This window comes from Streptomyces sp. NPDC059454, assembly GCF_042749965.1.
In the GTDB taxonomy this organism is placed as follows: Bacteria; Actinomycetota; Actinomycetes; order Streptomycetales; family Streptomycetaceae; genus Streptomyces.
This window is the reverse complement of sequence record NZ_JBHYVC010000059.1, coordinates 31,616-49,645: the sequence shown is the minus strand read 5'-3', so window position 1 is coordinate 49,645 and position 18,030 is coordinate 31,616. Positions and strand designations below refer to the sequence as shown.

At 72.4% G+C, this 18,030-nt stretch carries 14 protein-coding genes and 1 pseudogene; 3 read left to right on the top strand and 12 right to left on the bottom strand.

Annotation, left to right across the window (positions count from 1 at the left end; translation table 11 throughout):
• Positions 1-322 precede the first annotated feature (322 nt).
• On the bottom strand, positions 323-1,330 hold the full coding sequence (locus tag ACFXAE_RS29235) for a stage II sporulation protein M (protein WP_384720212.1): 1,008 nt from the start codon (positions 1,328-1,330) through the stop codon (positions 323-325).
• 149 nt (positions 1,331-1,479) lie between these two features.
• Here ACFXAE_RS29235 and ACFXAE_RS29230 point away from each other — a divergent pair, with 149 nt between their 5' ends.
• The gene (locus ACFXAE_RS29230; protein WP_384720215.1) at positions 1,480-2,436 is read left to right on the top strand and encodes an RDD family protein; all 957 of its coding nucleotides are present in this window, start codon (positions 1,480-1,482) and stop codon (positions 2,434-2,436) included.
• Positions 2,437-2,456: 20 nt separating this feature from the next.
• Here the strand turns inward: ACFXAE_RS29230 and ACFXAE_RS29225 are convergent, their stop codons facing one another.
• A complete protein-coding gene (locus ACFXAE_RS29225) occupies positions 2,457-3,071 on the bottom strand; it encodes a hypothetical protein (RefSeq protein ID WP_384720209.1) in 615 nt (204 codons plus the stop codon).
• A 150-nt stretch (positions 3,072-3,221) separates the two neighbouring features.
• Positions 3,222-4,679 carry an adenosylhomocysteinase gene (gene ahcY, locus ACFXAE_RS29220; protein WP_384720206.1) on the bottom strand — a complete coding sequence of 486 codons (1,458 nt, stop codon included), beginning with the start codon at positions 4,677-4,679 and terminating at the stop codon, positions 3,222-3,224.
• 385 nt (positions 4,680-5,064) lie between these two features.
• Here ahcY and ACFXAE_RS29215 point away from each other — a divergent pair, with 385 nt between their 5' ends.
• The gene (locus ACFXAE_RS29215) at positions 5,065-5,211 is read left to right on the top strand and encodes a hypothetical protein (protein WP_384720203.1); all 147 of its coding nucleotides are present in this window, start codon (positions 5,065-5,067) and stop codon (positions 5,209-5,211) included.
• Positions 5,212-5,300: 89 nt separating this feature from the next.
• Here the strand turns inward: ACFXAE_RS29215 and ACFXAE_RS29210 are convergent, their stop codons facing one another.
• The 7 genes and pseudogenes from ACFXAE_RS29210 to ACFXAE_RS29180 all read right to left on the bottom strand — a co-directional run bounded on the left by ACFXAE_RS29210 (position 5,301) and on the right by ACFXAE_RS29180 (position 11,783).
• Positions 5,301-6,281: a cation diffusion facilitator family transporter gene (locus tag ACFXAE_RS29210; RefSeq protein ID WP_384720200.1), complete on the bottom strand. Its 981-nt coding sequence runs from the start codon at positions 6,279-6,281 to the stop codon at positions 5,301-5,303.
• Positions 6,282-6,425: 144 nt separating this feature from the next.
• Complete coding sequence (gene manA, locus ACFXAE_RS29205) at positions 6,426-7,577, bottom strand: mannose-6-phosphate isomerase, class I (RefSeq protein ID WP_384720197.1); 1,152 nt, start codon at positions 7,575-7,577, stop codon at positions 6,426-6,428.
• 95 nt (positions 7,578-7,672) lie between these two features.
• Positions 7,673-8,800 (bottom strand): SIS domain-containing protein, encoded by a 1,128-nt coding sequence (locus tag ACFXAE_RS29200; RefSeq protein WP_384720195.1) that lies wholly within the window; start codon positions 8,798-8,800, stop codon positions 7,673-7,675.
• A 63-nt stretch (positions 8,801-8,863) separates the two neighbouring features.
• A complete protein-coding gene (locus tag ACFXAE_RS29195) occupies positions 8,864-9,034 on the bottom strand; it encodes a Trm112 family protein (RefSeq protein ID WP_217131152.1) in 171 nt (56 codons plus the stop codon).
• A 326-nt stretch (positions 9,035-9,360) separates the two neighbouring features.
• Positions 9,361-10,728 (bottom strand): phosphomannomutase/phosphoglucomutase, encoded by a 1,368-nt coding sequence (locus tag ACFXAE_RS29190; RefSeq protein WP_384720191.1) that lies wholly within the window; start codon positions 10,726-10,728, stop codon positions 9,361-9,363.
• Positions 10,729-10,857: 129 nt separating this feature from the next.
• Positions 10,858-11,430, bottom strand: a pseudogene (locus ACFXAE_RS29185) (RNA-guided endonuclease TnpB family protein); the annotation flags it as partial.
• Positions 11,361-11,783 (bottom strand): DUF3499 domain-containing protein, encoded by a 423-nt coding sequence (locus tag ACFXAE_RS29180; protein WP_040907000.1) that lies wholly within the window; start codon positions 11,781-11,783, stop codon positions 11,361-11,363. The pseudogene ACFXAE_RS29185 and the gene ACFXAE_RS29180, both read right to left, overlap by 70 nt.
• Positions 11,784-12,066: 283 nt before the next feature.
• Between ACFXAE_RS29180 and ACFXAE_RS29175 the strand changes: the two genes are divergently transcribed.
• Positions 12,067-12,516: a metallopeptidase family protein gene (locus ACFXAE_RS29175; RefSeq protein WP_384720187.1), complete on the top strand. Its 450-nt coding sequence runs from the start codon at positions 12,067-12,069 to the stop codon at positions 12,514-12,516.
• 214 nt (positions 12,517-12,730) lie between these two features.
• Here ACFXAE_RS29175 and ACFXAE_RS29170 read toward each other — a convergent pair whose 3' ends face one another.
• Entirely contained in the window at positions 12,731-14,248 is a 1,518-nt protein-coding gene (locus ACFXAE_RS29170) for a DUF5719 family protein (protein WP_384720184.1), read from the bottom strand.
• Positions 14,245-17,934 (bottom strand): glycosyltransferase, encoded by a 3,690-nt coding sequence (locus tag ACFXAE_RS29165; protein ID WP_384720181.1) that lies wholly within the window; start codon positions 17,932-17,934, stop codon positions 14,245-14,247. Before ACFXAE_RS29165 ends, ACFXAE_RS29170 begins: the two co-directional genes overlap by 4 nt.
• Positions 17,935-18,030 lie beyond the last annotated feature (96 nt).

Below are 18,030 nucleotides of genomic sequence, written 5' to 3'. Positions count from 1 at the left end.
CTTGCGTTTCCGACTCTATCAGATCTTCCCGACCCGATTTCCTCGGTGCTTTCCAGGTTCCCGCTTCCGCGTTTCCCTTTCCGGCGGCTCCGACTTTATCAGAAGTTTTAGGGCGGACTGACCGGCCTTCGTTTTCCGATTTATCAGGAGGTGCTTCTTCGAAATCAGCGTTTCGATGAGAAGCTGACAGATGCTCACTGTCGCCTTCCGGGTCAGACCCCGTCTCCAGGCAACTGTTTGAATCTACCTCCCCACCGGATCCGTGTCAACGGGTCCTGCGGGGCGAAGAGGAGACTAGCAGCTCAGTGGTCCCTCGCGCACATCAGGCAGCCATGGGCACGTCGGCGCTGCGTTCGGACGCCTCCAGGTCACCGGTTTCGCCGGCGCGCGCCGCACGTCCGCCCAGGACATAGACGTAGGCCAGGAAGGTCAGCTCGGCGATGACTCCGATGGTGATGCGCGCCCAGGTGGGCAGGCCCGATGGGGTGACGAAGCCTTCGATGGCGCCGGAGACGAAGAGGACCAGGGCGAGGCCGATCGCCATGGCCAGGGCTGCCCGGCCTTCTGCCGCCAAGGCTGTGCGGCGGGTGCGGGGACCCGGATCGATGACGGTCCAGCCGAGGCGGAGGCCGGTTCCGGCTGCGACGAAGACCGCGGTGAGTTCCAGGAGGCCGTGCGGCAGGACGAGGCCGAGGAAGGTGTCGAGTCGGCCGGCGGAGGACATCAGACCGAAGCCGACGCCCAGGTTGAGCATGTTCTGGAAGAGGATCCAGAGGACCGGCAGGCCCAGGAAGACGCCCAGGATCAGGCAGAGGGCCGCGGCCCACGCGTTGTTCGTCCAGACCTGGGCGGCGAAGGACGCCGCGGGGTGGCTCGAGTAGTACGTCTCGTACTGGCCGCCGGGACGGGTGAGCTCGCGCAGCTCGCTGGGAGCCGCTATGGACGCCTGCACTTCGGGGTGGGTGCCTATCCACCAGCCGAGGAGTGCCGCGACGGCTGTCGAGAGGAGCGCTGTGGGCACCCACCAGTGGCGTGATTTGTAGACGGCGGCCGGGAAGCTGTGGGACAGGAAGCGTGTGACGTCCCGCCAGGAGGCGCGGCGGGCGCCGGTCACGGCGCTGCGCGCGCGTGCCACCAGCTGGCTGAGCCGGCCGGTCAGCTGCGGGTCGGGGGCGGCCGACTGGATCAGGGAGAGATGGGTGGCCGTGCGCTGGTAGAGGGTGACGAGTTCGTCGGCTTCCGCGCCGGTGAGGCGGCGCTGGCGCCGGAGCAGGGCGTCGAGGCGGTCCCACTCCGCGCGGTGGGCGGAGACGAAGACGTCGAGGTCCATCGGTGTGCCTGCTCCTCGGCTGTTCATCGGCGGTCGGCCGGACCGGTGAAAGGATGATCTGCTTGATCGGCTGGTCGTACTGCGGTGCGATGTGCCATCAGCTTGGCAGACTGGCGGTGTTCGGGGCAGGCCAGGGAAGGGCGGCGGGCGTGAGTGAGCTGGTGACGGGCGAGGCGGTGGCGTTGGAGCTGCGCCCCGCGAGGCTGCCCAGCAGGGCGCTGGCCGTGCTGCTCGATCTGGTGGCGGCCGTGGCCGCCTATGTCGCGGTGGCCATCGCTCTGGTGGCTGCCACGGCCTCGTTGGACGAGGCGGCGCAGACGGCGATATCGATCACCTTGTTCGTCCTCGTGCTGGTCGGTGGGCCGATCCTGGTCGAGACGCTCAGCCATGGGCGGTCGCTCGGGAAGATGGCCTGCGGGCTGCGGGTGGTGCGGGACGACGGGGGACCGATCCGGTTCCGGCACGCGCTGGTGCGGGGCCTGATCGGTGTGATCGAGATCCTGATGACGCTCGGGGTCGTGGCCTGCGTGGCGTCCCTGGTTTCGGCGCGGGGGCGGCGGCTCGGGGATGTGTTCGCGGGGACTCTGGTCGTACGGGAGCGGGTGCCGGTCGGACAGGCGGGGTTCGTGCCGCCGCCTCCGCCGTGGTTGGCCGGGCGTTTCTCGGGGCTTGATCTGTCGGCGGTGCCCGATGGCCTGTGGCTTGCCGTCCGGCAGTACCTGACGCGGATGGGGCAGCTCGATCCGCAGGTCGGCTGGTCGATGGCGGAACGGCTGGCCGCGGACCTGGCTGGGCGCACGGGGGCGCCGGTGCCGCCGGGGGTGCCGTCTGCGGCGTATCTCGCGGCGGTGGTGCAGGAGCGGCAGGCCCGGGAGGCCCGGCGGGCGTTCGGACACGGGTCGGCTGGAGGTGGCGGGCCCGTGGGTACGGCCGGTCCGGCGGGTTCCCCTGCCTCGCCGGTGTATCCCGCTGCGGCCGTCACGCCGGATGTACGGCCGACTGCGTATCCGTCGGCGGAGCCGGGAACCGTGGCGGAGCGGGCCGCCCTGCCGCAGAAGGGATCGTCGGCCGATCGGCCGTCGACGGGGTTCGCCCCGCCGGCGTAGGTGCCTTCGGAAGGCGCCGGTCAGTCGAAGACCGACGGTGGCGATTCGAGGTCCTCCAGCTCGATGCCGGGGGCCGCGAGGACCACGTCCCCGGCGAGGTGCACGGAGTGCTGCTCGCCCGTGTCCAAGGCTGTGACCTGGTATTCGTCCATGGTCAGGGGGCCGTTGTCAGTGGCGTGTGCTTCTCTTTTCACCAGCGCCCAGGACTGGTCCAGGGTGCGCGGGGCGAGGACCGGGTCCGTGAAGGCGACGAGGCGTACGCGGGTGGCTGATGCCGAGGGGGTGAGGCGCAGGAGGCGGGCGGTGGCGACGAGGAAGGCGGGGGACGAGCCGGTGAAGGCGTGGGCGCGCGCATTGCCTTCGGTGGCGTGGGTTCCGGTGGGGTCGGTGCGGACCCAGGTGACGCCGTCGAGAGCGGCGCCGCGGACCTGCCAGCTCGCGGCGTGGAGTTCGAGGCGGATGGGGCGGCCGAGTTCGTCGAGGGCGAGGTCGACCGAGCCCAGGTGATCGCCTGAGGGGGCGGTGAGCTGGGAGACGTAGCGCCAGCCGGAAGGGCCGGGGGCGCAGTGGAAGTGCTCTTCTGCGAGGGGGGTGTGATCGTGCGGATCGTGGAGCGAATAGCGGCCGCGGGGCATGGGGGTCCTGGGTCGTGACGGACTGGGCCGGGCTCCGGTCCGCCCATGGGGCAGGCCCCCGACACGGGGGTGCGGGGGCCTGCCTCGGAGGACCTGCTGCCGGGGAGTCCGTCCGTGCGCGGACGGACTCCCCGCGGTGGGAGCTCGGGCTCAGTAGCGGTAGTGGTCCGACTTGAACGGGCCCTCGACCTGCACACCGATGTACTCGGCCTGCTCCGGGCGGAGCGTGGTCAGCTTGACGCCGAGTGCGTCGAGGTGGAGGCGGGCGACCTTCTCGTCGAGGTGCTTGGGCAGCACGTAGACGCCGGTCGGGTACTCGTCGGGCTTGGTGAACAGCTCGATCTGGGCCAGGGTCTGGTCCGCGAAGGAGTTGGACATCACGAACGACGGGTGGCCGGTGGCGTTGCCCAGGTTCAGCAGGCGGCCCTCGGAGAGGACGATGATCTTCTTGCCGTCGGGGAAGGTCCAGGTGTGGACCTGCGGCTTGATCTCGTCCTTGACGATGCCGGGGACCTTGGCGAGGCCGGCCATGTCGATCTCGTTGTCGAAGTGGCCGATGTTGCCGACGATGGCCTGGTGCTTCATCTTGGCCATGTCGGCGGCCATGATGATGTCCTTGTTGCCGGTCGTGGTGACGAAGATGTCGGCCTTGTCGACGACCTCGTCGAGCGTCGTGACCTGGTAGCCGTCCATCGCGGCCTGCAGGGCGCAGATCGGGTCGATCTCGGTGATGATCACGCGGGCGCCCTGACCGCGGAGGGACTCCGCGCAGCCCTTGCCCACGTCGCCGTAACCGAACACGACCGCGGTCTTGCCGCCGATCAGGGTGTCGGTGGCGCGGTTGATGCCGTCGATCAGGGAGTGGCGGCAGCCGTACTTGTTGTCGAACTTCGACTTGGTGACGGCGTCGTTGACGTTGATCGCCGGGAACAGGAGGGTGCCGTCGCGCTGCATCTCGTACAGGCGGTGGACGCCGGTCGTGGTCTCCTCGGTGACACCGCGGATCTCGGAGGCGAGCTGGGTCCACTTCTGTGAGCCCTCGGTGATGGTGCGGTTGAGGAGCTCGAGGATGACGCGGTGTTCGTCGTTCTCGGCGGTGTCGACGGAGGGGACCTTTCCGTCCTTCTCGTACTCGACGCCCTTGTGGACGAGGAGGGTGGCGTCACCGCCGTCGTCAAGGATCATGTTGGGGCCACCGGTGGGGCTGTCCGGCCAGGTCAGCGCCTGCTCGGTGCACCACCAGTACTCCTCCAGGGTCTCGCCCTTCCAGGCGAAGACCGGAACGCCCTGCGGGTTGTCGGGCGTGCCGTTCGGGCCGACGGCGATGGCGGCCGCGGCGTGGTCCTGGGTGGAGAAGATGTTGCAGGACGCCCAGCGGACCTGTGCGCCGAGGGCGGTCAGGGTCTCGATGAGGACGGCGGTCTGCACGGTCATGTGCAGGGAGCCGGTGACCCGGGCGCCGGCCAGGGGCCGGGCCTCGGCGAACTCCTTGCGGATCGCCATCAGGCCGGGCATCTCGTGCTCGGCGAGGGTGATCTCCTTGCGGCCGAACTCGGCCAGGGAGAGGTCGGCGACCTTGAAGTCCTGTCGGTTGTCGACAGTCGTCATTACGAGCTGCTCCTCGGGGTGTGGGTCGAGGTGGGTACGGCTGGTCTGCACGGCGGCGGACACAGGGGTGCCCGAGGAGGACACAGGTATGCCCGCGTGCGCGCAGCACAGTCCGTCGGAGGCCCTCTCTCCCTCGGCCGGTCCTCGGTGGACCGCCCGACCGCCATCAGCAGCGACGTCTGGCTCCGTCCCAAGCTACACCGCCGGGCCGGGCCGACCCCAGTCCGCCCGCGTACACATCAGGCCGATCTGGCGAGCAGCCCGCTCCCGGTTCCCCAGTGGCCGTCGCCGTGCGGGCTGCCGGCCCCGCCCCGCGCGGACGGGCCGTGCGGGGAGGGGTTCGGGCATGGACCCGGGGCGGGGCACGCTGGTCGCGTGATGGGTGATGCTCGCGGCAGGGCTGCTGACGGTGGTGGCCCTGGGGGCTCTGCGGCTGGACCACGGGATGGCCGATGTGCGGGGCGAGAGCACGGCACCCGCGTACCGGCCCGGTGCGGAGTTCAGTACGGAGTTGTGGCCCGCGCACTTCTGACGCGCGGCGCCGCCCGGACGACGGAGGGGCCCGCCGTTGTGGCGGGCCCCTTCGTCATGAGGTCCTGTGGTTCCCGGCGGGGTCAGGACTCAGTGAGCGGTGTCGTGCGGCGTCGGGCCGCCGGGGGTGGCCTTGGGGTCGGCGCCCTTGGCGGCTTCGGTCTCACTGTAGATGTCGGGCTCGAGGTAGATCACCCGGGCGATCGGGACGGCGTCGCGGATGCGGGACTCGGCGGCATCGATGGCGGAGGCGATCTCGCCGGCCGTGTCGTCGTGCCGGACGGCGATCTTCGCGGCGACCAGCAGCTCCTCGGGACCGATGTGGAGGGTACGCATGTGGATGATGCGGGTGACGGTGTCGCCGTCGACGACGGCGGCCTCGATCTTCTGGGTCTCCTCGGCGCCCGCGGCCTCACCGAGCAGCAGCGACTTCGTCTCGACGGCGAGGACCAGGGCGATCAGGATGAGCAGGACGCCGATGCAGAGGGTGCCGATGCCGTCCCAGACGCTGTCGCCGGTGGCCAGGGCCATGCCGACACCGCCGAGGGCGAGGATCAGGCCGACGAGCGCGCCGAGGTCTTCCAGGAGGACGACCGGCAGCTCGGGCGCCTTGGCGTGGCGGACGAACTCCTTCCAGGAGCGCCCGCCGCGCAGGACGTTGGACTCCTTGATGGCGGTACGGAAGGAGAAGGTCTCGGCGATGATCGCGAAGACGAGGACGCCGACCGGCCAGTACCAGTGCGTCAGCTCGTGCGGGTGCTTGATCTTCTCGTAGCCCTCGTAGAGGGCGAACATGCCACCGACCGAGAACAGCACGATGGAGACGAGGAAGGCGTAGATGTAGCGCTCCCGGCCGTAGCCGAAGGGGTGCTGCGGGGTGGCCTGGCGCTGTGCCCTCTTGCCGCCGACGAGGAGCAGGGCCTGGTTGCCGGAGTCGGCGAGCGAGTGCACGGACTCGGCGAGCATCGATGACGAGTTACTGAAGATGAACGCCACGAACTTCGCTACCGCGATCGCGAGGTTGGCGACGAGTGCCGCCACGATCGCCTTGGTGCCGCCTGACGCGCTCATGTGTTCGCGTTGTCCCTTCGTACGCCGTGTGGGGCCCGGGCAGGCGTGAGTGCACGCCGCCCGGGACTTTGCCCGTCCTTTGACGGTGGGCCATTGTTGCAGCCCGGTTCGGCGACGGCGTGTCAGGTCGCCGTCACGGGGTGATCAGGCGACGACGGTGGCCCTGAACAGGGTTCCGGTACCCGATACTTCGGCCTTTTCACCCGAAGGGACGAACACGGAGGTGCCCGGGGTCAGGTCGTGCTCGCCCGCTCGTACGGAGCCGGCGGTGCAGAGCAGGATCTGCGGGGTGGTCAGGGTGAGGTCGTGGGTGGCGCCGCCCGCGGGGAGGACGTAGCGGGAGAGGCGGAACTCGTCGATGGGGGTCTCGTAGACCTCCTCGCCGTCCGGGCCGGCCTCCGGGCGCAGCACGCCGGGGTCGCCGGCCTCGAAGCGGACGATGCGCAGGAGTTCGGGGACGTCGACGTGTTTGGGGGTGAGGCCGCAGCGCAGGACGTTGTCGGAGTTGGCCATGATCTCGACGCCGAGGCCGTCGAGGTAGGCGTGTGGGACGCCGGCGCCGAGGAAGAGGGCCTCGCCGGGCTGGAGCCGGACGTGGTTGAGGAGCATCGCGGCGATGACACCGGGGTCGCCCGGGTAGTGGTGGGCGATGTCGGCGTACGGGGCGTAGTCGCCGCCGAGGCGGTCGCAGGCGGCGGCCGTCTCGGTGACGGTGCGGGCCATCGCCTCGGGGTCGGCGGTGAGGATCGCGGTGAGGACCTCGCGCAGGGCCGCCTCTTCGGGGTGGGCGTGCAGCAGGTCGACGTACGGCTTGAGGGAGTCGACGCCGAGGCCGTCGAGGAGCTCGGCGGCGCGCTGCGGGTCGCGGAAGCCGCACAGACCGTCGAACTCGGTGAGAGCGCAGATCAGTTCGGGCTTGTGGTTGGCGTCCTTGTAGTTGCGGTGCGGGGCGGTGACGGGGACTCCGCGGCGCTCCTCGTCCGCGTGGCCCTCCTTCGCCTGGGTCAGGTCGGGGTGGACCTGGAGGGAGAGCGGGGCTCCGGCGGCGAGGAGTTTGAGCAGGAAGGGCAGGCGGGGGCCGAACTTGGCGACCGAGTCCGCGCCGAGTTCCCGCTCCGGGTCGGCGTCGATGACCTCGACGAGCGTGCCCCGGTCGGTGCGCGAGGGCGCGCCGGGGTGGGCGCCCATCCACATCTCCGCCTGCGGCTCGCCGGTCGGTTCGGTGCCGAGCAGCCCCGGGATGGCGGTGGTGGACCCCCAGGCGTAGGGGCGGATGGTGTTGTCGAGGCGGTCCATGGGGTTCTCTGCGTTCCTTCTGCCGGTTCTCACGCGTACGCGCGGTGCGTGCCGTGCGTCTGCGCGGAGGGAGGGTCAGGTGTTCCCGGGCATGATCAGGCTCCCGAGGCGAGCGCCAGGTAAACGGCGGCGAAATCCGTGACGGCGATCAGTTCCGCGAGGGTCTCCAGTTCGCCGCCCTCCTCCGGTTCCAGCTCGCTGATCGGCGTGTCGTGGGTGAGTGCCAGGTCACGGGCGGCGGGGGCGGCGGTGAGGCCGCCGATGGGGCGGTCGCGGAGCAGCACCACGCGCGCGTGCAGGGCGGGTGCTTCCTCCACGCGGTCACGGAAGAAGTCGTCCGGGTCCGCGCCGGCGGCGTGCCGGCCGGACAGCAGGGCGCTGTGCGCGGCGAGCGCCTCGGGGAGTTCGGCGACGACGGCGGGGGTGCCGGAAAGCTCGGCGAGGGCGGCGGCGAAGCGGCGGCCCGCCGGGCCGGCCGAGACTCCTTCGGTCCATACGACGGGGAGCGCGTCGGCGAGTTCGGCGGCCAGGGTCTTGGCGGGGTTGCTGTACGTCGCGATGGCCGGACCGCAGCGTTCGGCGATGCCGTCGAGGCGGTCGGCGACCTTCTCCAGGGCGTCCGGCGGGGCGGTGAGCAGGCCGGTGCGGTCCAGAAGCGCGAGCAGCGGGGTGAGCAGCGCCCACAGGACGCCGGGGGCGGAGGCGGCCAGGGGTTCGTCCTGGTCGTAGGACGCGGTGGCCATGGGGACGAACAGGCCGACGGAGCCGCTCACCGTCTCGGCGAGCGGGGTGCGGGCGGGGGCGACGGCGACGACGGTGCAACCGCGGCGGTAGGCCTGTTCGGAGAGCAGGGACAGGCCCGGTTCGGTGCCGTCCGGGGTGGCGATGAGGAGCAGGTCCACGGAGCCGGCCCAGCCGGGCAGTTCCCAGCGCAGGGCGCCTGCCGCGGGGGCGACGCCGGTGGGTGCGAGGCGGGTGACGGGACTGCCGGCGCCGGCCAGGGTGCCGAGGAGGTCTGCGGTATGGGTGGCGGCGGCGCCGGGGCCGGCGATGAGTACGGCGCGGGGGCGGCCGTCGGGCTTCAGGTCGTTGACGCCGGCCTCGGCGGCGTGCCGTGCGGCGGTGCGGACGCGGGCGCCGGCTTCTGCGGCGCCGCGGAGCAGGGCGCGGCGGTCGGCCTCGGCGAGGCCCTCCGGTGAGTCGAGCAGCGATTCGTCGAGCATGGGCGACAGGCTCCGGTCTCCGATCGGCGGGGCGTCGGCGGTACGTGGTGTGCCGGTTACCCGTTATGCGGGGCGGCGAGCCTCGTCGACGAGGAGTACGGGGATGCCGTCGCGGACGGGGTAGGCCAGGCCGCAGTTCTGGCCGGTGCAGATCAGTTCCGTGTCCTGCTCCTTGAGGGGGGAGTGGCAGGCCGGGCAGGCGAGGATCTCCAGGAGGCCGGCTTCGAGTGGCATGGGGGTCCCTTCGCTGGGTGGATGTGCTGGTCAGGGTACCGCTGGTGGGGGGTGAGTGGCGGAGTGGGCGGGGTGGGAGCGGGTCTGCGTCGGCCGGTGCTTGCGGGGTGCTCGGCGTGGGTGGGGGCCGGGGGTGTTCGCGCGGCCCGGTGCTTGCGGGGTGCCTCCCCGCTCTCCGGCTTCTCCCCCACTCCCGACTTCGCTCGAGCGGGAGGGACCCCCATGAGCGGGAGGTGCCCCCACCGCCCGCCCGTGCCGCCCTGGGGGAGGCACGACTGCCCGCGGGAACGAGACCCCGCAGGGTCGGCTGCCCGCGGGGGCGGGGGTCAGGACGCTCTGATGATGGCCAGGGCTTCGTCGCGGATTTTTTTCATGGTGGGCTCGTCCCGGGCCTCTGCGTTCAGGCGGAGGAGGGGTTCCGTGTTGGAGGGGCGGACGTTGAACCACCAGTCGGTGGAGGTGACGGTGAGGCCGTCCAGTTCGTCGAGGGTGATGCCGTCGCGGCCCTCGTACGCGGCCCTGATCGCGGCGAGGCGAGCGGTCTGGTCGTCGACCGTGGAGTTGATCTCGCCGGAGCCCGCGTAGCGGTCGTACTGCGCGACCAGGGCCGACAGCGTGCCCTGCTGGCCGCCGAGGGCGGCAAGGACGTGCAGGGCGGCCAGCATGCCCGTGTCGGCGTTCCAGAAGTCGCGGAAGTAGTAGTGCGCGGAGTGCTCGCCGCCGAAGATCGCGCCGGTCCTGGCCATCTCGGCCTTGATGAAGGAGTGGCCCACGCGGGTGCGCTCGGGGGTGCCGCCGTTCTCCCGTACGACCTCGGGGACCGACCAGGACGTGATCAGGTTGTGGATGATCGTGCCCTTGCCGCCGTTGCGTGCCAGCTCGCGGGAGGCGACCAGGGCGGTGATCGCGGACGGGGAGACCGGTTCGCCCCGCTCGTCGACGACGAAGCAGCGGTCGGCGTCGCCGTCGAAGGCGAGGCCGAGGTCGGCGCCCTCCTCGCGGACCCGCCTCTGCAGGTCGACGAGGTTGGCCGGGTCGAGGGGGTTGGCCTCGTGGTTGGGGAAGGTGCCGTCGAGTTCGAAGTACATCGGGACGAGGGTGAGCGGCAGGCCGGCGAAGACCGTCGGGACCGTGTGCCCGCCCATGCCGTTGCCCGCGTCGACGACGGCCTTCAGGGGGCGGATCGAGGTCAGGTCGACGAGCGAGCGCAGGTGTGCCGCGTAGTCGTCCAGCGTGTCGCGCCGGGTGATCGTCCCCCGGGTACCGGCCGGCTCCGGGGCGCCCGACCCGCTCCACCGCTCGACGAGTTCCCGGATGTCGGCCAGACCGGTGTCCTGGCCGACGGGGGCGGCGCCCGCGCGGCACAGCTTGATGCCGTTGTACCGGGCCGGGTTGTGGGACGCGGTGAACATCGCGCCGGGGAGGTTCAGCGCGCCCGAGGCGTAGTAGAGCTGGTCCGTGGAGCACAGGCCGATCTCGGTGACGTCGGCGCCCTGGGCCGCCGCCCCGCGTGCGAAGGCGCCCGACAGCCCGGGGGACGACGGCCGCATGTCGTGACCGGTGACGACGGCGGCCCTGCCGGTCACCCGGACGAAGGCGGCGCCGAAGAGTTCGGCCAGGGACTCGTCCCACTGGTCGGGAACGACTCCGCGCACGTCGTACGCCTTCACGATCTGCGACAGATCAGCAGCCACGGCCAGCCCTTCCGGAAGTCCTGTCGGTCACCACAAACTACCCTTGAGTGCTCTCCCGGCTGAGGCCGGGAGATTCCTGCTTACCTCGCGGCAGCGGGCTTGGCGCGCTTGGCGCGCCTGACGACTGCCCTCCCGGCTGCCGGGCGTGGTGAGACCACAGGCGGAGCAGCGCCGGGAGGTGCCGGGGGCGGGGACCTTGACCAGGGTGCCGCCGAGCTGGGCGGTCCTGTACGTGAGCAGGGTGACCGTGCGGCCCCGGGCCTCACCTCTGAGGGAGCGGTTCAGCCCGGTTTTCTGGGCGACGTTCTTCCCTGGTGTCTCGATGGTTCCCCTGGCCGATGTGACCATGTTCGTGATGGTGAGTGCTTCGACCACGACGGTGCCGTAGGTGCGGGCGATGGCGGTGGCCGTCCGGTGCTGCCGGTCCAGGGCCCGGCGCTTGGCTTTCGCGCGCAGTCCTGCGATCCGGTCGTAGGTGTGGTGCGGTCGGCGGCTGGTGCGTTCGCCGGACCTGCGGTGCTGCTTGCGCCGCGCGGCGCGCTGCTCCAGGTGCAGGAGCTCGGTCTTCTCCTTGTCGGTCAGCCGCTCGCCGTGCTCGTACGTTGCGCCGTCGGAGAGGGCGGCTCGCCCGGTCAGTTGTCCGGGGAGCGGAGTACGCGCAGGTGGCCGCGGCGCGCGACCTCCATGGGGTCCGCGGTGCGGGAGCCGCCACCCGCTCCCGCCGCCCGCTCCTGGGGGCGGGCCGCCTCGCGCACCGCGTTCGCAAGCGCTTCCAGGTCGTCTCCGCTGGGCTGGGCCGGGGCCGAACCGTCGAGCAGACGGACGACCTCCCAGCCGCGTGGTGCGGTGAGACGCTCGGAGTGTTCCGCGCACAGGTCGTAGCAGTGAGGTTCGGCGTAGGTGGCGAGCGGGCCGAGGACCGCGGTCGAGTCGGCGTAGACGTACGTCAGCGTCGCGACGGCGGGACGGCCGCAGGCGGTGCGCGAACAGCGACGTACAGGGCTCACGATGTTGGACGGTACCGCACTCTTGAGCGGGCCGCGACGACTCTCCACCAGGTCACTCCCCCGTGTCGTGGCGTGAACCGCCCCACATGCCCCTTTGGGCACACCTCGCCGACCTGGCGGGACGCGGGGGTTCGGGGGTCCGGCCGATTCTGATTCCGGTCACCAGTTGGTACAAACACTGCCAATTACCTTGAGGTCATCGGTCTCGGAGAGATACGGAATCGAGCCCAACCTTGGCCGGAATGGTCATGTTGTGACATGCCGTGTGGGTCGGCCGGAAGGGGTGCGGGGATCGGGCGGGGCGGCGACGTGACGACTACGCTTCGCGGTGATGGACAGCTCTGTGACGCCCCGTACCGCCGACCCCGGCCCCGGGCCCCGACGCCGTGATCGCCACGGCCGGGGCATGCGCGGCCCGATCGCACCCCCGCAGGTGCCGCTCGCCGCGAGCCGTGCGGAGACGTTCGCGGATCTCGTGCAGGACTCCGTGGAACGGCTGGAGCGGCGGTGGCCGCAGTTGGCCGACATCGATTTCCTGGTGCTGGATGTGCCGCGGCTGGACGGGAGGGCCTGGAGCGATGAGACGGTACCGCTGGGTGGGACCGTGGCTGCCCGTGAGGGGCGGTCGGCGCGGGTGGTGATCTATCGGCGGCCGGTGGAGATCCGTACCAAGGGGCGGGACGAGCGGGCGGCTCTTGTGCACGAGGTCGTGGTCGAGCAGGTGGCGGAGCTGCTGGGGCTGACGCCGGAGACGGTGGATCCCCGGTACGGGGAGGACTGACGCCGCGTGTGAGTGCCTGCGTGGCCCGGCGCCTTGCGGGTGCCCCGGCGTGGGTGTGGGCCGGGGTGGGGTTGCGCGCAGCCCGACGCTTGCGGGGTGCCGTCGCGCCCACCCGTGCCGCCCTGCGGCACGACCGCCCGCGGGAACGCGAGGGCGGACGGCTGTTCGCGGGGGTGCGGGGCGGATCCGGCTCGGATCCGCCCCCGGTTCGTGGTCAGTTCTGCAGGATCGACAGGTCCTCGGTCGACTGCGGTACCGCGACCGTTCCCCGGTCGTCCGGGAGGGGCTGGACCGTGAAGAACGGGACGCCGTTCTCCGTCGCCGTCAGCGTCCGGGACGCGTAGACCGGCATGTCCGACCGGGGTTCCACGGTGAGGGCGTACGTGCCCTTCGCCCCGGCCGGCACCGGCGCCTCGATGTCCTGCGTCGTGCCCGACTTGATCGTGTACGTCTTCGAGGCCGCCGTACCCCCCTCGGTGCCCGCCGAAGCCGTGACCGTGATCTTCGCCGTGCCCTCGGGAGCCGTCACCGAGAGCGTCGTGCCCTTGGCCGTGTTGTCCACGGACGTCGCACGCGTGCCGACCTGTCGTGCGGCCGGGACGAAGGCCGACTCCTGGCTGTCGCCCTTGCCGCGCAGCACCCGTGCCGCCGCCACGACCGGGACGGAGTCGTCCGCCGCCGTCAGGACCAGGGAGCCCGCCTCGCCGCGCATGATGTCGCCCAGGTCGACGGCCGTCGTCATGCCGCCCTTCACGTGGAGGGTGTCGTGGCCGGCCGGGGTGATCAGGCCGGAGGGGGAGGCGAGGCGCACCTTCAGGTCGACGTCGGCGTCACCGGGGGTGAAGGCGACCAGGCGTACGGCGGTGGCGTCCTTCGGGATGCCGGGCAGGACCAGGCTGCCGGACGGGTCGGCCGACGCGGGCAGCCAGTCGCCGCCCAGCCTGCCGTCCAGGGCCTGTACGGCGGCGCCGACCCTGCCGCTGCGGACCACCACGTGCACGGTCACGTCGGTCTGCTTCTCGTCGGTGAGCGTCGAGAGCAGGACCGGCTCGGCGGAGTGCGGCTGGACCGTGATGTCCTCCCCCACCGTCGTCTCGAGGGCACCGTCCTTGCCGTAGAGCTCGATGTCCACGACCGCCGCCGAGTCGTCGGGGTTGGACAGATGGACGTAGTCGGTGCGGTCGGCGTCGGTGCTCGTGCCGGGGAACCAGAACTCCGTGTCCGGGGCCGTGCAGGTGACGCCGTGCATGCCCCGGCCCGTGCCCGCGGTGACCGTTGTCGTCCCCTGCACGGTCCAGCCCGGCGCGAAGCGGCCCTCGGCGATGCCGAGGAGGGCGGGGGACTCGCCGCCGGTCGTCTCCCCGGCGACCGGCTTGCCGGGCTCCTCGGGCTCCAGTACGGGCTTCTCGGACGTGGCGTCCTTGTCGTCCTCGGACTTCGGCTCGTCCGGCTTCTGCTCGTCCGGCTTCTGCTCCGTGGCCGGCCGGAGTTCGGCCCGGCCCTCGTTCTCCGTGCCCTTCGTGACCGGTGTGAAGGACGTGTACGTCGTCTCGGCCAGGTCGGAGGTGCTGGGCGGGGGGCACACCAGGCTCGTGCGTTCCACGGGGAGGTGGGCCGCCGCCTCCGCCGTCCCGCCCGTGGCCTTGGCGTCCGGTGAGGACACCGCGGCGAAGCCGGTGACGGCGGCGAGCGCGGTCACGCCCGCGATCAGGGACAGGGTGGTGCGGTTCACTGCTGGCTCCCGTCGGGACGCTCACTGCCCGTGCCGTGGGGGTCGTACGACGTGTCGTAACCCTGTGGGTAGTTCTGGTCGTAGCCCTGTGTGTAGGTCTGGTCGTACGGCGTCTGCTGGGTGCCGTAGGCGTACGGGTCGTACTCGCCGCCCTGGGGGTAGGCCTCCGCCGGGTGGGGCCGGCCGTAGGCGTCCGCCGGGTACTGCTGGTACTGCTCGTCCGGGTAGGCGTTCGGGTACTGCGCCGCCGCGTCCCAGTCGCCGTAGTCGGGCTGTTGCGGGACGGGGGCGGGAGGCTGCTCGGGCGGGGTGGGGAAGTCCTCGTCGGCGCCCGGTGCTTCGGCGGCGGATTCCGTCCCTGCCTCCGCCTCCGCCTCCGCCTCGGCCTGGGCGCGCAGGCGGCGGGCGCGGCGGCCCTCGCCGGCCATGGCCTCGGCGGGGACGGCCGGCTCCTCGGGCAGGTCGTCGTCGATGTCGCGGCGGCGGCCGGGCAGGGCCATGACGACGAGGACGACGGCGAGCAGGCCCTGGGCCCACAGCCAGGCGGTGTGGGTGACCGGGTCGTCGTAGGTGACGTCCAGCGTGCCGCCGGAGGCGGGGAGTTCGAAGCCCTGGGCCCAGCCGTCGACCGTGGTGCGGGTCAGCGGCTTGCCGTCGAGGGTGGCGGTCCAGCCCTCGGCGGCGGTGTCGGCGAGGCGCAGGACGCGGCCCTCCGCGCCGTCCGGGATCTCGGTGTGGACGTCGACCGGTCCGGCGGCGACGGGCACGGGCTCGCCGTCGCCGTCCTCGGCGGGGACGATGCTCGCGCGGGCGACCTGCCGGTCCACCCGCCACAGCGCGCCGCCCGCCCGCTGGCTGAGCCGGGACAGGCCGGGGGTGGCGTCCAGGACCCGGGTGACCTCGCGGGGTGCGCCCGGGTGGACGAGGACGTAGCGGACGGCGAAGCCGCCGAGCTGGTCGGCCTGGTCGGCGCCGGAGCCGGCGACGAGGTTGGCGACGACCTTGTCGAGCGCGATGTTCTCGCCGTCCACCGCGGCGGTCTCCGCGTCGCCCATGCGGGCGCCGGAGCCGCGGACCAGGACGTAGCCGACCCGGGCGGTGGAGTCGCTGTCGAGGACGAGGGTGCGTGCCTGGTCCCGGGTGCCGCTCTCCTCGGCGACGAACGCGGGCACCTGGACGGGGTCGCGCCGCTCCACGGGCCCGTCGGCGCCGCGGATCACCCAGCCGGCGACGGCGACCAGCGGACCGACCGCGCAGGCGAGGGCGATCAGCGCGGCGACCGGCTGGCGCCAGCCGAAGCTCTGCTCGGCGACACGCGCGCGTGCCCCGTCGGCGCCGAGCGTGGCGGCGGCCAGGACGGCGATGCCGTAGACGAGGGTGGCGGGACCCGCCCAGGTGGAGCTGTTGGACAGGACCGCGAAGACGAGGCCCACCAGGGCGGCCGCCCACGCGGTGAGGATCGCCGTCCGGCGTTCGGAGCGGAGCAGGGCCGCGAGCGCGGCGAGCACCAGGCCGATGAGCAGCAGGCCGCCGACGGTGCCCGGGCCGCCCGGGCTCGCGCCGAGCAGGTCGAGGGCGGAGGCGGCGGAGGGGCCGTACTCCAGGCCCGCTTCCCGGAAGAAGCCGAGCGGGAGGAGGGAGAGCGACCACGGGGCGAGGACCAGCAGGGGGGTGCCCAGCTGGGCCAGGAAGCGCAGTCCGTAGGCCGGGATGTCGCTCCTGCGCAGGGCCAGTACGCCGGCACCGAGGACCAGGGCGACGGGCCACACGATCGGGGTGAACGCCGTGGTGACCGTCAGCAGCAGGGCGTACGCCCAGGTGGCGCGCCAGCTGCCGCGGGTGCCCTCGGGACTCGTGAGGCCGCTCGCGGCGATGCCCGCGCGGGCGATCAGCGGCAGCAGTACGGCGAGCACGGCGGTGCCGATGCGGCCGCCGGCCAGGGCGCCGGTCGCGGCGGGCAGGAAGGCGTAGGCGACGGCCGCCCACGCGCGCAGCAGCCGGGACTCGACGAGCGGGCGGGAGGCGAAGTACGCGGTGAGGCCGGCCAGCGGTACCGAGCAGACCAGGAGGATCGTGACGGCGAGGCCGGTGGAGCCGAGCAGGAGGGAGGCGAAGGCCGCGACGATCGCCAGGTAGGGCGGTGCGGATCCGGTGCCGCCGGCGCCCACGGTGTGCCAGGCGTCGGTGTAGCGGTCCCACAGCTCACCGGCGCCGGCGGGCGCGGGGAGCAGGGCGCCGCCCGCGAGCGCGCCGCCGCCGAGGAGCTGGCGGCAGGCCGCGAGGGAGACCAGCAGCAGCACCAGGAAGAGCACCGGCCCGGGCTTGCGGGCGATCCGCTTGAGGCGGGCGAACTGCTCGACCTCCAGGAAGTCGGCGTCGTCGCCGCCGGGTCCGGACTCGACGGTGCCGCCGTGGCGTCCCGCGCCGGAGGCGGCTTCGGGGTCGGAGCGTCCGACGAGGCTGCTCGCGACCTGTTCCACGGTGACGCGGACGGTCGCGCCGGGCGGCGGGAACAGCGGCCGCATCTCGCCCTTGTCGGGCTGCGGGCTGCCGCGGTGACGCCGCCCGGCGAGGATCCGTTCGGGTCGCAGCAGGGTGCCCATGAGGCCGCGGATCTCGTCGACGGCCTGTCCGGGGACCTTGCCGACGAGGTAGGCGAGGGTGCGCAGCAGGGTGCCGAGGACGACCCGGAGCAGCACCCAGGGCAGGGCGGCCGTGCGGGCGTTGACGAGCAGGGTGTAGACGGCGCCCGCCTTGTCCACCTTGTGCGGGGAGGCGGAGGTGCGGCCCACGCAGTCGACGGTGCGGCGCTCGCGGGAGGCGGCTTCGGCGTGCCGGACGACCGCGTCGGGGGCGATCAGGACCCGGTGTCCCGCGGAGTGGGCGCGCCAGCACAGGTCGACGTCGTCGCGCATGAGGGGCAGGTGCCGGTCGAACCCGCCGAGCCGGTCGAAGACGTCGCGGCGGATCAGCATGCCGGCGGTGGACACCGACAGCACGGACCGTACGTGGTCGTGCTGGCCCTGGTCCTGTTCGCGGCGGTCCAGGCCGGTCCAGCGGCGCCCGGAGTTGGCGATGGAGACGCCGACCTCGAGGAGCTGCCTGCGGTCGTACCAGCCGCGGAGCTTGGGGCCGACGACGGCGACGTCGTCACGGCCGAGTTCGTACTCGTTCTCCACGACGCGCAGCATCCGGGCCAGCGCGTCGGGTTCGGGGGCGCAGTCGTCGTGCAGCAGCCACAGCCACTGCACCGGCTCCCCGTGCGGGAGTTCCGGCAGGTCGTAGGCGTCGTCGCGCCAGCTGCGGGTGACCGGGTCCCAGCCGCTCGGCCGCTTCAGGTACGGCAGGTCGTCCGGCGTGAGGTGCGGGGCGTTGCGGTGGCACTCCTCGACCGCCTGGCCGAAGCCGGTGCGCCGGGCGAGGTGCAGTACGTGGTCGTCGCCGAGGGCCTCGGCGACCAGCCGGGCGGAGTCGTCCGCGCTGCCGGTGTCGGCGCCCATGGCGAACTGGACGGGGCGCTCCTGGCCGAGCAGCCCGGCGAGCGCGTCGGGCAGCCAGCGGGCGCCGTCGTGGGAGACGAGGACCGCCGTCACCACGTGACGCGGGAACTCGGGCGGGCGGGTCGGGTCGAACCCGGCTGTGGCAGCGAGGTCTTGCCGGGCTGCCGTGTGACTGTGCACGGACATCGAGGTACGGGCCCCGGTTCGGTGGTCTGTGGGGGACGCCTGTGCCCGATGGGGGCAGCGGGGCGTCTCGGACGAGCGACCACACTATCGGCAGAT

What these genes read in the sequence shown, in the direction of transcription:
- ACFXAE_RS29235 (WP_384720212.1), bottom strand. Translation starts at nt 1,330, where the DNA reads ATGGACCTCGACGTCTTCGTCTCCGCCCACCGCGCGGAGTGGGACCGC.
- ACFXAE_RS29225 (WP_384720209.1), bottom strand. Translation starts at nt 3,071, where the DNA reads ATGCCCCGCGGCCGCTATTCGCTCCACGATCCGCACGATCACACCCCC.
- ahcY (WP_384720206.1), bottom strand. Translation starts at nt 4,679, where the DNA reads ATGACGACTGTCGACAACCGACAGGACTTCAAGGTCGCCGACCTCTCC.
- ACFXAE_RS29215 (WP_384720203.1), top strand. Translation starts at nt 5,065, where the DNA reads ATGCTCGCGGCAGGGCTGCTGACGGTGGTGGCCCTGGGGGCTCTGCGG.
- ACFXAE_RS29210 (WP_384720200.1), bottom strand. Translation starts at nt 6,281, where the DNA reads ATGAGCGCGTCAGGCGGCACCAAGGCGATCGTGGCGGCACTCGTCGCC.
- manA (WP_384720197.1), bottom strand. Translation starts at nt 7,577, where the DNA reads ATGGACCGCCTCGACAACACCATCCGCCCCTACGCCTGGGGGTCCACC.
- ACFXAE_RS29200 (WP_384720195.1), bottom strand. Translation starts at nt 8,800, where the DNA reads ATGCTCGACGAATCGCTGCTCGACTCACCGGAGGGCCTCGCCGAGGCC.
- ACFXAE_RS29195 (WP_217131152.1), bottom strand. Translation starts at nt 9,034, where the DNA reads ATGCCACTCGAAGCCGGCCTCCTGGAGATCCTCGCCTGCCCGGCCTGC.
- ACFXAE_RS29175 (WP_384720187.1), top strand. Translation starts at nt 12,067, where the DNA reads ATGGACAGCTCTGTGACGCCCCGTACCGCCGACCCCGGCCCCGGGCCC.
- ACFXAE_RS29165 (WP_384720181.1), bottom strand. Translation starts at nt 17,934, where the DNA reads ATGTCCGTGCACAGTCACACGGCAGCCCGGCAAGACCTCGCTGCCACA.